The 15,317-nt window shown below is 65.1% G+C and carries 9 protein-coding genes and 1 tRNA gene; 5 read left to right on the top strand and 5 right to left on the bottom strand.

Translation table 11 applies throughout. The annotated features are described in order from the left end of the window. Positions 1 to 2 precede the first annotated feature (2 nt). The 4 genes from ATE71_RS00615 to ATE71_RS00600 form a co-directional block, all read right to left on the bottom strand. Positions 3 to 944, bottom strand: a complete 942-nt coding sequence (locus ATE71_RS00615) for a FecR family protein (protein WP_058801438.1) — start codon at positions 942 to 944, stop codon at positions 3 to 5. Further along, complete coding sequence (locus tag ATE71_RS00610; protein WP_058801626.1) at positions 934 to 1,455, bottom strand: RNA polymerase sigma factor; 522 nt, start codon at positions 1,453 to 1,455, stop codon at positions 934 to 936. Before ATE71_RS00610 ends, ATE71_RS00615 begins: the two co-directional genes overlap by 11 nt. A gap of 231 nt (positions 1,456 to 1,686) precedes the next feature. Continuing rightward, on the bottom strand, positions 1,687 to 4,905 hold the full coding sequence (locus tag ATE71_RS00605) for an autotransporter domain-containing protein (RefSeq protein WP_058801437.1): 3,219 nt from the start codon (positions 4,903 to 4,905) through the stop codon (positions 1,687 to 1,689). 114 nt (positions 4,906 to 5,019) lie between these two features. Then, the gene (locus ATE71_RS00600) at positions 5,020 to 7,707 is read right to left on the bottom strand and encodes a LuxR C-terminal-related transcriptional regulator (RefSeq protein ID WP_160327989.1); all 2,688 of its coding nucleotides are present in this window, start codon (positions 7,705 to 7,707) and stop codon (positions 5,020 to 5,022) included. A gap of 170 nt (positions 7,708 to 7,877) precedes the next feature. Between ATE71_RS00600 and ATE71_RS00595 the strand changes: the two genes are divergently transcribed. From ATE71_RS00595 to ATE71_RS00580, 4 genes are all read left to right on the top strand, one after another. Next, a complete protein-coding gene (locus ATE71_RS00595; RefSeq protein ID WP_235587847.1) occupies positions 7,878 to 10,469 on the top strand; it encodes a TonB-dependent receptor in 2,592 nt (863 codons plus the stop codon). A gap of 77 nt (positions 10,470 to 10,546) precedes the next feature. After that, positions 10,547 to 11,317 (top strand): glucose 1-dehydrogenase, encoded by a 771-nt coding sequence (locus tag ATE71_RS00590; protein WP_058801434.1) that lies wholly within the window; start codon positions 10,547 to 10,549, stop codon positions 11,315 to 11,317. Between the two features lie 35 nt (positions 11,318 to 11,352). Continuing rightward, positions 11,353 to 12,474, top strand: a complete 1,122-nt coding sequence (locus tag ATE71_RS00585) for a DUF5938 domain-containing protein (RefSeq protein ID WP_058801433.1) — start codon at positions 11,353 to 11,355, stop codon at positions 12,472 to 12,474. Next, entirely contained in the window at positions 12,474 to 14,012 is a 1,539-nt protein-coding gene (locus ATE71_RS00580) for an AMP-binding protein (RefSeq protein WP_058801432.1), read from the top strand. The genes ATE71_RS00585 and ATE71_RS00580 overlap by 1 nt, the downstream gene beginning before the upstream one ends. A 3-nt stretch (positions 14,013 to 14,015) precedes the next feature. Here the strand turns inward: ATE71_RS00580 and ATE71_RS00575 are convergent. Beyond that, a tRNA-Ser gene (locus ATE71_RS00575) sits at positions 14,016 to 14,105 on the bottom strand. A gap of 148 nt (positions 14,106 to 14,253) precedes the next feature. Here ATE71_RS00575 and ATE71_RS00570 point away from each other — a divergent pair. Continuing rightward, complete coding sequence (locus ATE71_RS00570) at positions 14,254 to 15,315, top strand: lytic transglycosylase domain-containing protein (RefSeq protein ID WP_058801431.1); 1,062 nt, start codon at positions 14,254 to 14,256, stop codon at positions 15,313 to 15,315. Positions 15,316 to 15,317: the final 2 nt, after the last annotated feature.

Genomic DNA, 15,317 nt, shown 5'->3' with positions numbered 1-15,317 from the left:
GGTCAGCGGGTCAAAATCCAGCCGTCGCCTTGCCGTTCGGCGCGGGTTCCAGAAAGCGCGGCGAGGTCGGCGATCGTGCGGGCGCGGTCGTTGTCGACGATCAATGCACCGCGGAACGATACGCCCGACGCGTCGGGCGCGACGCTGACCTGCATGCCCGCGGTGCGTTTGAGGTCCTCGGCGACCACCGGCAGCGGCGTTCCGTTATAGACCAGCAAGCCGGTCCGCCACCCGCCGACGCTGGCGATGTCGACGTCCCTGACGGCGGGTGCCCCGCTGTCGCCGTCGTGCGCCTCGATTCCCTTGCCCGCCACGACGCGGACATTGTCGCGATCGGGGTTATAGAGGACGACGCCTTCGGACACCGCGACGCTCGTCTGGCGCGCGCGCCGCACGACGTTGAACGCGGTGCCAAGATCGACGATCCGGTCGCTGCCCGTTTCGACGACGAAGGGATCGCCTTCGCGGTGGACGACGTGGAACATTGCCTCGCCCGATTCGAGCCGGGCGAACCTCGGGCGATCCGTGTCGATCTCCACCACCGAGCCGCCGTTGATCTCGATCTTCGACCCGTCGGCAAGCGTGACGGTCCGATGTTCGCCCGCCGCGGTTTCGATCCGGTTCGGGTCGCCGAAGAGATTCAGGCCCGAAAAGCCGATCACGCCGACAAAGGCGGCCGCGACCGCACCGCCGAACCAGGCGCGGCGCGACGGGCGGCGCGGTTGTTCGCTCTGCATCGGCATCGCGGACCTCGCCGGCGTCCGAGGCAGCGCTTCGAGATCCTGATCGAGGCTCGCCACCGCATCGTAGATCGCGACATGGCCGGGATCCTCGGCCAGCCAGTCGGCAAAGCTGTCCCAATCGGCGAAGGCGGGGTCGCGCTGCCGGATCAGCCAGTCGATCGCGCGCGCCTCTGCGGCGGGGTTGTTCGCGTCAGCCTGCATCGAACTGCCTCCGCATCGCGGCGAGCGTGGCATAGACTTTACGCAGATCGGCCTCGACGGTGCTCAGGCTGACCCCCATTTCACTCGCGATATCGCGCTGGTGGATGCCGTCGACACGGAAACGGCGAAATATGCGGGCCGGACGGTCGCCGGTGGCGGCGATCGCGGTTTCGACGAGCGCCAGTTGTTCGCGCGAGATCAGCGATGCCTCGGTCGAAGGGCTTTGCTGGGCCGAGACTTCACCCCACGCCTGATCGCGCAATTCGCTCTGCCGCGCCGACCGGTAGCGATCGAGCATCAGATTGTTCGCGGCGCGCATGACGTAGGACAGCGGTTCGGCGACCGGCCCCATGCGCCGGTCGGTCAGGCGCATCCACAGATCCTGGAACAGGTCCTCGGCCGCGTCGCCGGCACCGCGCACCTCGAGGAAACGGATGATCCGGTCCCGATTGCCGAGCAAGACGCCTTCGATGCCTTGGGCGGCGTCGGTTCGATCGTGCGAACTGGTCATGGATTGCTTGCTTTGGAACGCCATCTTTTGCCGGTCGGCGCCATCCCGCTGTGCGCCATACGTCCCCCTGACGACGCCGTCATATAGCGCCAATGCCCCGCCGCGCAACCGCGGTGAAGGGGAGGAGGAGATGGCGAGTGCAAACATCGGTTTCTTCGTTCGTTCCTGAGCAAGGGGGAAGCGGGGGTAGGGGAGGTCGCTTCCCCCTTGCATGCGGGTCGGGCCGGGGGGCTAGAGGCCGACCCGCAAACTGGCACGGAACGCCCAGCCGACATGGCTCTGCTGTTCTTCTGCGGAGACTTCACCGGCGACTTGGAAAGCTGAGTTGCCGGCGATACCGCGGAAACGGCCGACCCAGCCGCTGGTGCGATCATCGGGCGTGAGGGTGAACGGCGTGCCGTCCTTGAACGAGGCGGTTGTCGCGCCCAGCGTGCCGCTCACGATCTGGCGGCGGCCGCCTTCGATCTCGAAGCGCGTCCAGCCATCATATTCGTCGGCTCCGCCAAATTCCATCCCGACAGCAACCGTACCCGACACCGCGAGTTCATCGCTGTCGCGGCTGAGCACATTGAGGTCGAGCGCGTCGCCGCCTCCGGTTTCCTGATAGCCGTCTTCCTTCAGCTTATAATAATCGACCGCGACCATCGGGCGGATCGTCAACCCGCCGGCGTGCGCGTCGTAGGCAAGCGAGCCCGAGGCCGACCACAAGGTGCCGTCCCACTTGCCCTTCATCGTCTTTTCGATGTCCTCGGCGCCGGCTTCCGCGCGGAAGATGCGCGTGCCCTTGAAGCTGATCGGCGCGCCCGAAACGCGTGCGTTCGCCATGAAACCGTCCGAACGCAGGCGCCAGTGTAGCGCGCCTTCGAACTGGCTGCTGCTCACTTCGTTGGCGTTGCTGCCATTGCCGTCCTTGCCGCTGAGATAGGCTATCGAGCCACCGAAATTGCCGAGATCGCTCTCGATTTCGGCACCGAGCGAAATGCCCCAACCGCTGACGTCGTAGCTCGCCGTTTCGCCGACGCTCTTCGATGTGCCCCAGACGGCTTGGTTGACCCAATAGCCCCATTTGCCCTCGTCCTGGAACGGCGCGTTGGGGTCTTGCAGATAGCGCGACAGGGCGCGCGAGCCCGAGGTCACGGTTTCGAAAACGCCGCCTTCATGTTCAGGCAGCATCTGCCCGAGCTGCGCCTTGAACTGTTCGCCGTCGCGAATGCCGAGGAACACATCTTCGATCTGCTCGTCGGCGACGACCGCGTCGATGACGGCGTTAAAGGCGCCCGATTCGGAGCGGTTGAGCCCGAGTTCGCTTGTGCTCTTACGCGACACATCGACGATGAGCTGCGTTGCGTTCGACGACAGCGTGCCCTTGTAGAGGAAGGGCAGCAGCGCCTGCGACGCCGTGAGGTTGTTCGCGCCAGTGAGCGAGCCGGCACTCAGTACGACATGCTGGCCCTCGGCCTCTTCGATGCTCGACAGCTTGAGCAGCAGATTGGATTCGGCGCCAAAGCTGGCGTTGCCGCTGACCTGAAGCGCGGTGCCCGCGTCGCCGCTGTCGAGCATGACGCCAAGCGTGCCCTTGTCGGTGACCGCCAGCGACGCGACGGTCGCCGCGCCGCCGATGTCGAAGATGCCGCCGGCGACCGTCACGGCGGTGCCCTGCGAATTGCGCAAGCTGCCGGAGAAGACCGACGTGCCAGCGATGCTGAGCGTGTCGCTGCCGCCGCCGAAATCGATCACGCCGCCGAATTTCGAGGTGCCGGCGAGTGTCACGCTGTCGCTGCCCGCGCCGAACAGCGCCGTGCCATCATAGGTGGCGTCGCCCGACAGGGCGAGCTTGTTATCGCCCGCGCCGAAGAAGCTGTCGCCCTTTACCGAACCGTCGGCGATGTCGAAGGTGTCGCTGCCGCCGCCGAAGCGGACGTCGCCGACGATGCTGGGAGCGGTGACGCCCGATGCCACGGCGGTCTGCTTGACCGTCGTGCCGGCACTATTCGCCGACAGGTCGATCGCAATATTGCGATCCGACGTGGCAGCCGCGCCCGTCGCGCTGATCGTGCCGCTGTTCTCGACCGTCGTCACCGTTCCCGACAGATCGACGATGGCGCGTGCCGTGCCATTGTCGCCACCCGTTTTCGCAATGATCGAGCCGCTGTTGCGGATCATCCCGACGTCGCCACCGGCGTCGATCAGTACCGCGGTCGCGATCGACCCCGCCGCGTTGCCCCCGGTGATCGCCTCGACCTTGCCCGCGTTGCGGATTTCGGGGGTCGTCGCGCCATTACCGAAGCGGATAGCGGTTGCCGCGCTGTCCTTCGACTGCGCCGATACGGTGCCCGTGCTGCCGATACCGAGCCCGCCGGCGATCGTCACCGCGCCGCCGAGGCCACCGACTTGGATCGCATTGCCATCCTTGCCGGCGTAGACGCCGTTCCCAAGGACCGATCCGTCGATGATCATGCCGAAACCGGTTCCGGTGCCTGCGACTGGGCCGATCGTCACGGCCTGCGTCGCCGAGCCGATGCGGATCGCGGCGGCCGAGCCGAAGGAGCGAACCGAAGCGACCCCTTCCTTCGAATCCTCGATGCCGTCCTTGTCTTCGTCGTTATCGGTCGTGCTGCTATCCTTGGGCGGCACGGCGAGGACGATGCCGCCGCCGACATTGCCCTCGATCGACAACGCCGGACCGCCGATTAGCAGGTCGTCGGCGTCGAGCTTCGATGGGTCGGCGGGCGGGGTGACGGTGCGATAGCCGGTCGCAGTGAGGTTGCCCTGAACGACGAGCGCGCCCGAGATGTTGCCCGAAAGCCGCGCAGCCATCGCATCGACGCCGGTTCCGCTGATCTCGCCGGCAAGGCGGACGTTGCCGGTGACGTCCTGAAGTCCGATGCCGAGCGCGCGGTCGCCGAGGACCTGCACCGTGCCATTGTTGACGAAATTGCCCGTCAGCGGGCCGCCAAGGCGGATACCCGCCGAATCATTGCCCTTGACCGTGATGACGCCACCATTCGTGATATTGCCGGTAAAGGCGCCGCCGGTCGCGATGCCGACGCGATTGCTGCCCACCGCGAAGGGACCGTCGAGGTCGCCGTCCTTGTCGATGTCGGTCGGCGCATAGGTTTCGCCGAGGTTGATCTTGCCGCCGGTCGCTACCGTGATGCCGCTCGCCACCCCGTCGTTCGCGAAGATACCCGTCGCGCCGTCGATATTGATGAACTCGATCGTGCCTTCGTTGACCACCTTGTGGTTGCTGTCGATCGTGATCGCGGGGCCCGAGGTGGTGGGCTTGATCGAACCCGAGGCGGCAAGGCGCGCATCGTCCGCGTCCGTACCGCCCTTGACCGTCGAGGTGCGAATCGGCGCGGTAAGGGCGTTGCCGATCACGGTTTCGGCCGCGGCGGGCGCCGCCAACATGGCGGCCAGGCTGGTGGACGCTAGCAAAATCTTACGCATCGGGTTCCTCTTGTGATCTGGGGCCGGATTTTTTCCGGCGACAATCACAAGACGGAGGCGGTGCGGCGCAGCCTTGGAAAAAATTTCCCGTTCGGGTGGGTTAGCGTCAGGACGCTAGTGCCGCGCCGGCATCTCGATCAGCTTCAGGCCCAGCGTCGCCGCATTTTGAACGGCTTCCTCGCGACTGTTTGCGCGCAGTTTGCGCATGACATTCTTGAGGTGCCATTTCACCGTTTCGGGCGCCAGTTGCAGCGTCCTTGCGATTTCCTTGTTCGATTCGCCTGCGTTCAGCGCGCTCAATATTTCGATCTCGCGCTCGGTGAGGAACGAAAAGGCCTCGCCCGGTGCGACAGCGTGGCCCCCCTCGAGCGCCGGGTTCCGGCGCGACGGTTCGGCGAGTTTCAGGAGCGCGAGGAAAGATCCCGACGAATAGGCCTCGCCACAGAAATTCTGGATCGCGCGAACACCGGTGACGTCGAGGATGTCGACGATCGTTCGACGAAATCCGACGCTGGCGGCGTGGTTGAGGAAGCGCACGATCTCGAGCTCAACCATTTTGTCGCAACGGCCGCTGAGCTGGGGCAGGATGTTGAGTAGCGTCGCGGTCGCGCGCAGTTCGGCGTCGTCGGCGTTGGACGCGAGGCGCAACAGCCGTTCGGCGACCGTCGTCAGGCGCGGGCGGTCGCCATTGGCGATTGCCTCGTAGGCCCGCATTTCGGAAAGGAGGGCAAAGGCGCGCGCCGGTGCAGACAGCGGATCGAGCACCGCGGCCGCTTCCTCGCCGATGGCGACGATCGATTCGGCGTCGATCGTCTGCGGAAGGCGGAGCCGCGCGCGCTCGACTAGGCACATGGCTTTCATCGGAAGCCAGTCGCGGGCGAACGCAAGCGATTCGGCGCGGTCGATGAGCGAGGCGGCCGTATGCGCCTGTCCCAGACTGGCCGCGGCACGGATCGCAACGAGGAAGGCCGGGATCGCTGCGTCCTGAAACGCGGTGCCTTCCAGCGTGGGCAGGGCGTTAGCCGCCAGCCCAGCGGCCGCGGCCATGTCGTCGCGTTCATAATGACAGCGGGCCAACGCGGAATCGATCAGCGCCGATGCAAAGCCGCCGGCTGAGGCGAGCTGCCGGGCGTCGTCAAGCAGCCGTTCGGCATCGTCGAGCTGTCCCTGCGCGCGCGATAGCGAGGCGCGGGCACATATTGCGAGTGCCAACGGCAAGTCGAGCGAGCAGTCGGTATCGTGCGGCGTCAGCGGGCGAAGCGCATCGTGAACGAGACCGAACAACCCCCGTTTCAGCGCACCGTGTGCAACGAGGTTACGTATCATGGCGACCGCGAAGTCGGAAAGCCCTTCCGGTGCCGCGAGCAGTTGGTCGCACATCTCGACGATTTCGGGGAATTGGTCGCCCGCATAGGCACGGTGGACCAGGTCGATCGCCCGCGCCTCTGGATCGGCCGCATTGGCGTCGAGCGCGGCAATCGCCGCCTGCGCCGCCGGATGCCCGGTTAGGGCGAACAGCCAGGCGCGAGCGTGGCGCAGCGCCGGAACCGCCGCGACCTCGGCGGGCGGCAACCGCTCGATCCATCCAGACAGCGCCGAAAGATCGCCCTTTCGCAGCATCAGCATGGCGATTTCGGCCAGCAGCGCTGCGGCCTGTCGGGCGTCGCCCGCAAGCATCGCCTGCTCGGCGGCGGGTTCTTGCATGCGCTGCGCCGCGAAATAGCGCGCCGCGGCGCGGTGCAGCTCGACGCGCGTATCGGGCTTGGGCGCGCCCGGATATCGCGCAAGCGTCGCGCGAAACGCCGGGTGGATGCGGTACCAGCCGCCGCGTCCCGCGAGCGGTTCGAAGAAAAGCCCGCGCGCTGCAAAGTCGTACAGCATGGCCGCACCATCCTCTTCGCCGCCGAGCAGCCGCGCGAGCTCGGCGCCGAGGTGCGGGACCGCCGCGCAGCGTTGCGCGAAGCGTCGCTCCGCGTCGGTCAGGCTGCCGATCACGGGAGCAAGATGGAGATCGATCTGCGGTGGGAGCGCGTCGCCGCCGCCGTGGCGCGCCGTCAGCCGCAACCCCGCCGGCCAGCCCTGCAGCATTGCATTGATCGCGGCCGCCTCTTGCACGGTTGGCGTCTTGCCGGTGGCGCGCAGGAAGGATCGTACCTCTTCGTCGGTCAGGCCGAGGTCCGCCGCGCTCACGGCGAGCGCCATGCCGCGCCGCTCGACATCGCCGGTGTCGATCGTGGGAACGGCCCGGCTCGACAGGACCAGCCGCAACCGGGCAGGGGGATGACGGAGCAGTCCGTTCAATACATCGATCACGCGCGCATCGGTCAGCCGGTCGACATCGTCGAGGACGAGCAGGAGCGGCCGGTCCGCACCGTCGATGAAATCGGCGAGCGCGGCCGACAGGATGGCCGCGGGCATCGAGGCCGCCGAAATGTCGCGCGAACCATCGCCGGTGGACGCGCCGCTTGCCAGTCGCACGGCTTCGAACAGATGGCCGATTGCGGCCGGTTCATTATCTTCGCGCTCGAAAGAGACCCAGCCTGCGAACCAGCCCGCAGCACGCGCCGCAGCGAACAGCGTTGCCGAAAAGGCCGTCTTGCCGTAGCCTGCGGGTGCGCGCACGAGACATATTTCATTATCTGCGAGGGCCGCGAGCGTCGCTTGCCAGCGCGCGATCCCGACCAGGTCGGCGGGAAAGCGCGGCGGCGTGAATTTGCTCCGGGCGAAGGCCCGCGTGTTGCCCGTCGTCGTGGCGCGATCCTGAGTGCTTGCCTCGATCCCCAAACCCGGCTGGATGGTCATATCTTCGCCCTCCATCTGTCCGTCATGGCTATAGCCATGGAAGCCCCGCGGCAAGCGTCCCCCCCACCGGTCCCCCCGCCGCGCTGCCTGTGCATCGTCTTCCGAACGCCATAGCCTCTCTCCTTGTCGAAGGGCCCACACAGAATGGGCTCAAACGTGGGAGAAGAGGCGTGACGAAGAAAGCGATTCTGGCCTGTTGCCTGTCCACCACCATGTTGTTCGGATGGCAGGGCGCCGCATTTGCGCAGAGTGTCGAACCGGCACCCGAAGCCGACAGCGGCGGCATTGCCGAAATCGTCGTCACCGCGCAGAAACGCGCGCAGAATTTGCAGGATGTTCCCGCCGCCGTATCGGCGATCGGCGGCGATGCACTCGCGGCACGGGGTATCAACGAAACCTCCGACCTGATGGGCGCGGTGCCGAGTCTCCAGATATCGACCCCCTATGGCAAGACGCAGCCCAACTTCTCGCTGCGCGGTATTTCGGTCGCGAACGAATTTTCGGCGTCCACCGCGTCGCCGGTCGGGGTCTATGTCGACGAAGTCTATCAAAGCTTCCGCGCCAGCCACGGTGGGCAGCTATACGATATCGACCGCGTCGAGGTGCTGCGCGGCCCGCAAGGCACGCTGTACGGCCGCAACACCACCGGCGGCGCAATTAGCTTCTTCACCCGCAAGCCGGAACTGGGCGCGGACGAAGGCTATTTTACCATCGGTTACGCCAATTACGACACCAAGACGGTCGAGGGCGGGTTCGAAAAGACGCTGATCCCCGACGTCCTCGGCGTTCGCGTCGCGGGGACGGTCGCGAAGGGCGACGGCTGGCAATATAATCCCGCGCAGGGCCGCGACGCCGCCACGACCGACTCGATGGCCGGCCGCATTTCGCTCCGCTGGAAGCCGACCGACGCGCTCGACATCAATCTGAAGGTCTATGCGGCGAAGGACGATCCATGGACCGCCAATGCCTATTCGATCGGCCAGTTCGCGAACGGCGAGGATATCGTCGGCTATTCGCGCTTCAATCCCGCCCAGAACGGCGGCCGCGCGCTGGGCAAGAATGAGGTATCCGCCGATCAGGGCGGCAAGTCGCTTTCGTCGTCGAAAGGCGTCGCGCTCAACATCGCGCTGGAGCTCAACGACTATTTCACGCTGACCTCGATCACCGGCTACGACACGGGGAAATATAGCATCTCGCCAAACGACTGCGACGGCTCGCCGCTCAACGTCTGTTCGATCCGGTTCAACAGCCGCAGCAAGAATTTCAACCAGGACCTGCGGCTGAACTATTCCGACGACAATATCGATTTCGTCGGCGGGCTCTATTATGGCAAGGACACGATCAAGACTCGCAACGAGCCAGACTTTTTCGGCGAATTGCGGCCACTGCTCCTGGGGCTGGGTGTTCCCGGCAGCTACAATAATGCCCCGATTGGGACCCCCGATTCGATCCGTGTGCTGCCGGCCTTCGCGCTCGATCCGACGCTGACGCCCGGATCGGCGGGCTTCTGCGATCCTGTCGTCGTCAATCCGAACGGCTTTTTCGATGCGCGGACGCTGGTCGCGTACCAGACCGATGCCGCGATCAACAACAGCGGCAATTTCCCGGCAGGCGGCGCCTATTATCAGGGATGCCTCGCCGCCGGCGCAGGGCCGTTCGGCCCGATCATGGGCGAGCAAAGGTTCGACATTCAGCGCCCGTCGAAGGCAATCTACGGCGACCTTACGTGGAAGGCGACCGACAAGCTCACTTTGGCTGTCGGACTCCGCTATACGATGGACAAGGTGAAGTTCCGCAACGGCAGTACGATCATCTACGCGCTCGACGGCGTCACGCCGGTGGTCAATTTGATCCCCTACGCCTTCCCCTATGACCCGAGCCTGCCGACGATGAACCTCCAGGAAAAGGCGAACCGCCTGACCGGCCGGGCGAATGTCAGCTATCAGTTCACCGACGATATCATGGGCTATGTCCAGTACAGCCGCGGCTATCGCAGCGGCAGCTATAACGGCCTTGCCTATCAGGGCACGAACCAGGTCTATTATATCAAGCCCGAAAAGGTGAACGCCTACGAAGGCGGCCTGAAAACCCAGTTCCTCGACCGCCGCGTCCAGCTCAACCTCGCGGGCTTCTATTATGACTATTCGAACCAGCAGACGACGCAGGTCGTCGGCGCCACCACTTTCACGCGCAGCGCCAACGGCCGCGTGTGGGGCGGCGAGGCCGAGCTGACCGTCGCGCCGGTCGACGGGCTGCAACTCAATGCCGCATTCGGGTATCTCAACAGCAAATATAAGGGCAACGTCGTCGACCCGAACGATCCGGCGACGCAGTTCACGCGTAACGTCAACGGTAACCCCTTTCCCAATGCGCCGAAGGTCACGTTCAACGCCGGGTTCGACTGGGACATCTTCGACCATGGCGACAGCGAGCTGACGCTGCGCGGCGACGCCAGTTACATGGGCAAATATTATTTCGATGCGTTCGGCGACTATGGGCTCGACCCGTGCGACAAGCCCGGCGCGCCCGGCGCCGTCCGCCCGGCGGGCGTCGCCTTCACCTGCGGCAATCCGGGTTACTGGCTGCTCAACAGCCGCCTGACCTATAAGGCCAACGACACTCTATCGGTCAGCGCATGGGTCAAGAACCTGACCAACAAATATTATTACACCTACGGCCTCAACATCGACGTCTTCGGGCTCGACTATCTGAACCGCGGGACACCGCGCACTTACGGCGTCGAAGCGACGTTCAGCTTCTGAGCCTCCGCAGCGGGCAAAAACGGGCAGCCTTTCGCTCCCGTCCTTCCCGATCCCGACATTTGACTGAGGAGTGTCGTATGATGCGATTTACCGGCAAGAGCGTATTGGTCACAGGGGCGGCAAGGGGGATCGGCCTCGCCGCCGCGCAAGAGTTTGCGCGCGAAGGCGCATCGGTAACGATCACCGATATCGACGCCGACGAAGCCGAAGCCGCCGCCGCAGCGATCCGCGCCGAAGGGCTGAAAGCCGAAGCGCGGCGGCAGGATGTCGCGGACGAAGCCGCGTGGGAAGTGCTGATCGCCGATGTGGTGGCGCGCGAGGGCAGGCTCGACATCCTCGTCAACAATGCCGGCATGGGCTTCCTGAAATCGGTCGTCGATACAGACCTTGCCGAATGGCAACGGCTTATGGCGGTCAATCTGGAGAGCGTTTTCCTCGGCGTTCGCGCCGGCATCGTGGCGATGAAGGAACGGGGCGGGACGATCGTCAACGTCGCGTCGATCGCCGCGAACGTCGCCGAGCCGCTCTTCCCCGCCTACAACGCGAGCAAGGCGGGGGTCGCGATGCTGACCAAGGCGGTCGCGGTCGATTGTGCGCGCAAGGGCTGGCCGGTGCGGATCAACTCGCTGCACCCCGGCTATTGCGAGACCAAGCTGGTCGCCGATGCGGTCGGCGCGCTGGGTGACGAAGCGGCGGGTTTTGCTGCCGCGACCGCCGCCGCCATTCCATTGGGCCGAATGGCGACGACGCGCGAGATCGCGCGTCCGCTGCTGTTCCTCGCGAGCGACGACGCCGCGTACATGTGCGGCAGCGAGTTGATAGTCGACGGCGGGTACACCGCGGTCTGACCGAACACACATCATCCAGAGAGGGATTGGGTATCATGAGCAAGAAACCGGTCATCGTCTATGGCGCCTCGGGCTACACCGGCCGCCTCGTCTGCGAATATCTGCGCGAGTTGGGCATTCCCTTCATCGCCGCCGGACGCGATAAGAAACGCGTGCAGGAGGTAATGGATAAGGTCCCCGGCATTGAGACCGCCGACTATGAGGTCGCCGAAGTCGAACATAGCGTCGAGGCGCTGACCAAGCTGTTCAAGGGCGCGAAGGTCGTTTGCAACATGGTCGGCCCCTTCATCAAATATGGTCCCGAAACGGTCGAGGCGTGTTTGGCCGCCGGCGTCCATTATCTCGACACCACCGGCGAGCAGGACTGGATGCTGTCGGTTCAAGAAAAATGGGGCGAGGGCTTTGCGAAGAAGGGGTTGCTGCTGTCGCCGTGCGTCGCGCAGATGTACACGACGGGTGAGATTGCGGCGAACATCGCGCTCGAACAGGCGCCGGGGCTCGACACGCTCGACATGCTCGTTTTGTGGAAGGGTTTCCCGACCTATGCTTCGGTCCAGACCATCTTCACGATCCTGAAGGCCGACTGGTATTTCCTCGAGAACAACCAATATGTCCAGTGGCCGACGATGACCGCGACCGAATGCCACGTGCCCGGCCAGCACGCGACCGCGCTGACGCTGCCGTGGGGCGGGACGTCACATCCGATATGGTTCAAGCAGGATTCGCGCGTGTCGACGGTGAAAGTCTATGGCGGCGTCTTCGCGCGTGAAGTGATGGACAATGTCGTCAGCATGACGAAGATGATCGATACCGACATCAAGCCTTTGCCCTTCGCCGAGCAGGAGGAGGCGCTATCGAAAATGGCAGAGACCGTGCAGGGCGACATGCCGCCGCGCGAAAATCCGCGGCTCAACACTAGCATCGATTCGGTCCACGCATCGGGACCGCTCGGCCGCGCGCATGTGCTGATCCACGGCAATTGCAATTACAAGCAGACCGGTTTGATGCAGGCGTGGTGCGCGATGAACCTGCTCCAGCAGCCGCCGCGCCGGACCGGCTTCGCCTCCGCCTGTCAGGCGTTTGGGCATCAAGAACTGCTCGGCGTGCTGCGCCAGTTCGGGCTGGTGCTGAAACCGATCGTCACGGTCCACGACTGATGCGGCTGGTCGACTGGCTCGACAAGGGGGCGTCGCTTGGAGCCGACGCGCCATGCCTGACGATGGAAGGCAAGAGCCTGTCCTACGCCGAGGTACAGTTGCTGACCCACCGGGTCGCACGCGGGCTGAACGGCGCTGGGATTACACCCAGCAAGCATGTCGCGATCCTGTCGGGCAACGATCCCATCGCTTTCGCCTGCGTCTTCGCCATCTCACGCGCCGCCGCCGTGTGGTGCCCGATCAACCCGCGCAACGAAGCTGCCGAGAACGCCTATGTGCTCGACAATTTCGACTGCGCGGCGCTGTTCTTCCATTCGAAATTCGCCGACCTCGTCGATGCGCTGCGAGGGGAGTTGTCGAAGCTGGAACTGCTCGTCTGCCTCGATTCCGAACAGCCCTTCGCCCCATCGCTCGACGCATGGCTGGCGGGCGTTGCCGAGGCCCCGTTCGCGGCGACACCCGTCAGCGACCTCGCGATGCTGCCGGGAACCGGCGGCACGACAGGGCATCCCAAGGGAGTGATGCTGACCAATCGCAACCTGGAGGCGATGACCGCGCTGACCCTGATGGGCTATCCGTTCGAAGGGCGCCCGGTCTATCTCGCGATGGCGCCGCTCACTCACGCGGCGGGGGTGCTGGCGTTTCCGGTCATGGCGCATGGCGGCGAGATCGTGATCATGCCGTACCCCGATATCGGCGAATTTCTGACATTGGCGTCACGGCACCGCGCGACGCACAGCTTCCTGCCGCCGACGCTGATCTACGTGTTGCTCGATCATCCGGCGCTGCCTGCGACCGACCTGTCGGCGATGCAGTGCTTCTGGTATGGCGCAGCGCCGATTTCGGCGGCGCGGCTGGAAGAGGCGATCGGCAAGCTCGGCCCGGTGATGGCACAGCTCTTCGGCCAGACCGAGGCGCCGATGATGATCTCGATGATGGCGCCGAAGGATCATTTCAATCCTGACGGGACGATCGCGCGCCAGCGCCTGTCGTCGGCGGGGAGGCCCGGCCCGCTCGTCCGCGTCGCGATCGTCGACAGCGAGGGCAGGGAATTGCCGCAGGGCGAGCGCGGCGAAATCGTCGTCAAGGGCTCGCTGGTCATGGACGGCTATTACAGGAACCCCGAAGCGACCGCTGAGGCGACGGTGAACGGATGGCACCGCACCGGCGACATCGGCTATCTCGACCCCGACAATTTCCTCTTCATCGTCGACCGCGCCAAGGACATGATCATCACCGGCGGCTTCAACGTCTATTCGGCCGAGGTCGAACAGGCGCTGCTCGCCTTGCCCGCGGTGCAGGACGGCGCGGTGTTCGGCCTGCCCGACGAAAAATGGGGCGAACGCGTGTGCGCGGTGGTGCAGTTGAGGGCAGGGCATACAGCCGACCCCGACGAGTTGATCGCCGCGGTCAAGGCTGCGATCGGCAGCGTCAAGGCGCCGAAAGAGCTCGAAATCTGGGATGACCTGCCGCGGTCAAAGGTAGGGAAGGTGCTGAAGAAAGATATAAGGGCGGCGAAGCTTGCTGGGGTGCGTTAAACTTGGCGGACAGGGTGGGATTCGAACCCACGGTGAGCTTGCACCCACGGCGGTTTTCAAGACCGCTGCCTTAAACCACTCGGCCACCTGTCCTATGCCCGCCGCCATAGCGCGCACCGGCGCGGCGGCAAGCAAAAGATGACGGCATTCCGTCCACCGCGCGTATGACTCGGCCCGTCTCGCGCCGGGGTGGCCAAGCCGCTCGCATCTGTGCGAGACACGCCCTATGGGTGGGGACATCATGCACGCTATTGCTTTCGGAACCAGACGCCTTTTCGCCGTTGCCGCCGCCTTCCTGTCGGCGTGGCTGCTCACCGCGTCTGCGCCGCTGCACGCGCAGAGCGGCGACGGCAGCTTCGACGCCTATGTCCAGTCGCTATGGCCGAAGGCGCAGGTGCGCGGAGTATCGCGCGCGACGTTCGACCGGGTGACGGCGGGGCTGAGCTATAATACGCGCGTCGTCGCGCTCGACCGCGACAATCTCGGCTCGCCGCCGAGCCCGAATACGCCAATCCCGGCCTTTGGCCCGTACCGGATCAAGCATGTCGATGCCGCGCGCATCGGCGGCGGGCGCCGCGTCCACGACCGGCTGCTGCCACTGCTGTCGCGCATCGAGCAACGCACCGGCGTTCCGACGAGCATTATGATCGCAATTTACGGCCATGAAACCGCTTATGGGCAGGTGACGGGCAATTTCGACTTGCCCGAAGCGCTCGCGACGCTCGCCTATGAAGGGCGGCGCCGGTCGCTGTTCGAGCCCGAGCTGATCGCAACGATGGTGATGGTCGAACGCGGTGTGCCGCGCAGCGCCCTAAAAGGAAGCTGGGCGGGGGCGTTCGGTTATCCGCAATTCCTGCCTTCGGTCTATCTGCGCGTTGCCGAAGACGGCGACGGTGATGGGGTCGCGCGCATCTGGTCGAGCGAAGCCGACGCGATCGAATCGATCGGATCCTATCTGCGCAACGCCGGCTGGCGCGCCGGCCAGCCGTGGGGTGTCGCGGTGACGGTTCCCGCAGGCTTTGACCGCGGCGCGGTTGCCAACCGGCTGACCCCGACGCGCTGCCCGCGCGTTTTCGAACGGCACAGCCGCTGGCGCTCGATGGCTGAGTGGCGCGCGGCGGGCATCCAGCCGGTGAACGGCCGCTGGCCCGACGGCAAGATCCAGGCGACCTTGCTCGAACCCGATGGCCCGGGGCGGACCGCTTATTTGCTCACTGGTAATTATCGTGCGATATTGGACTATAATTGTTCCAATTTTTACGCACTATCTGTGGGGTTGCTGGCGGATGAAATCGATGGTTAGGG

It is taken from the genome of Sphingopyxis sp. H115, assembly GCF_001468465.1.
Classification (GTDB): Bacteria; Pseudomonadota; Alphaproteobacteria; order Sphingomonadales; family Sphingomonadaceae; genus Sphingopyxis.
Note: the sequence above shows the minus strand (reverse complement) of the source record. Positions and strands in the feature narration are given on the sequence as shown.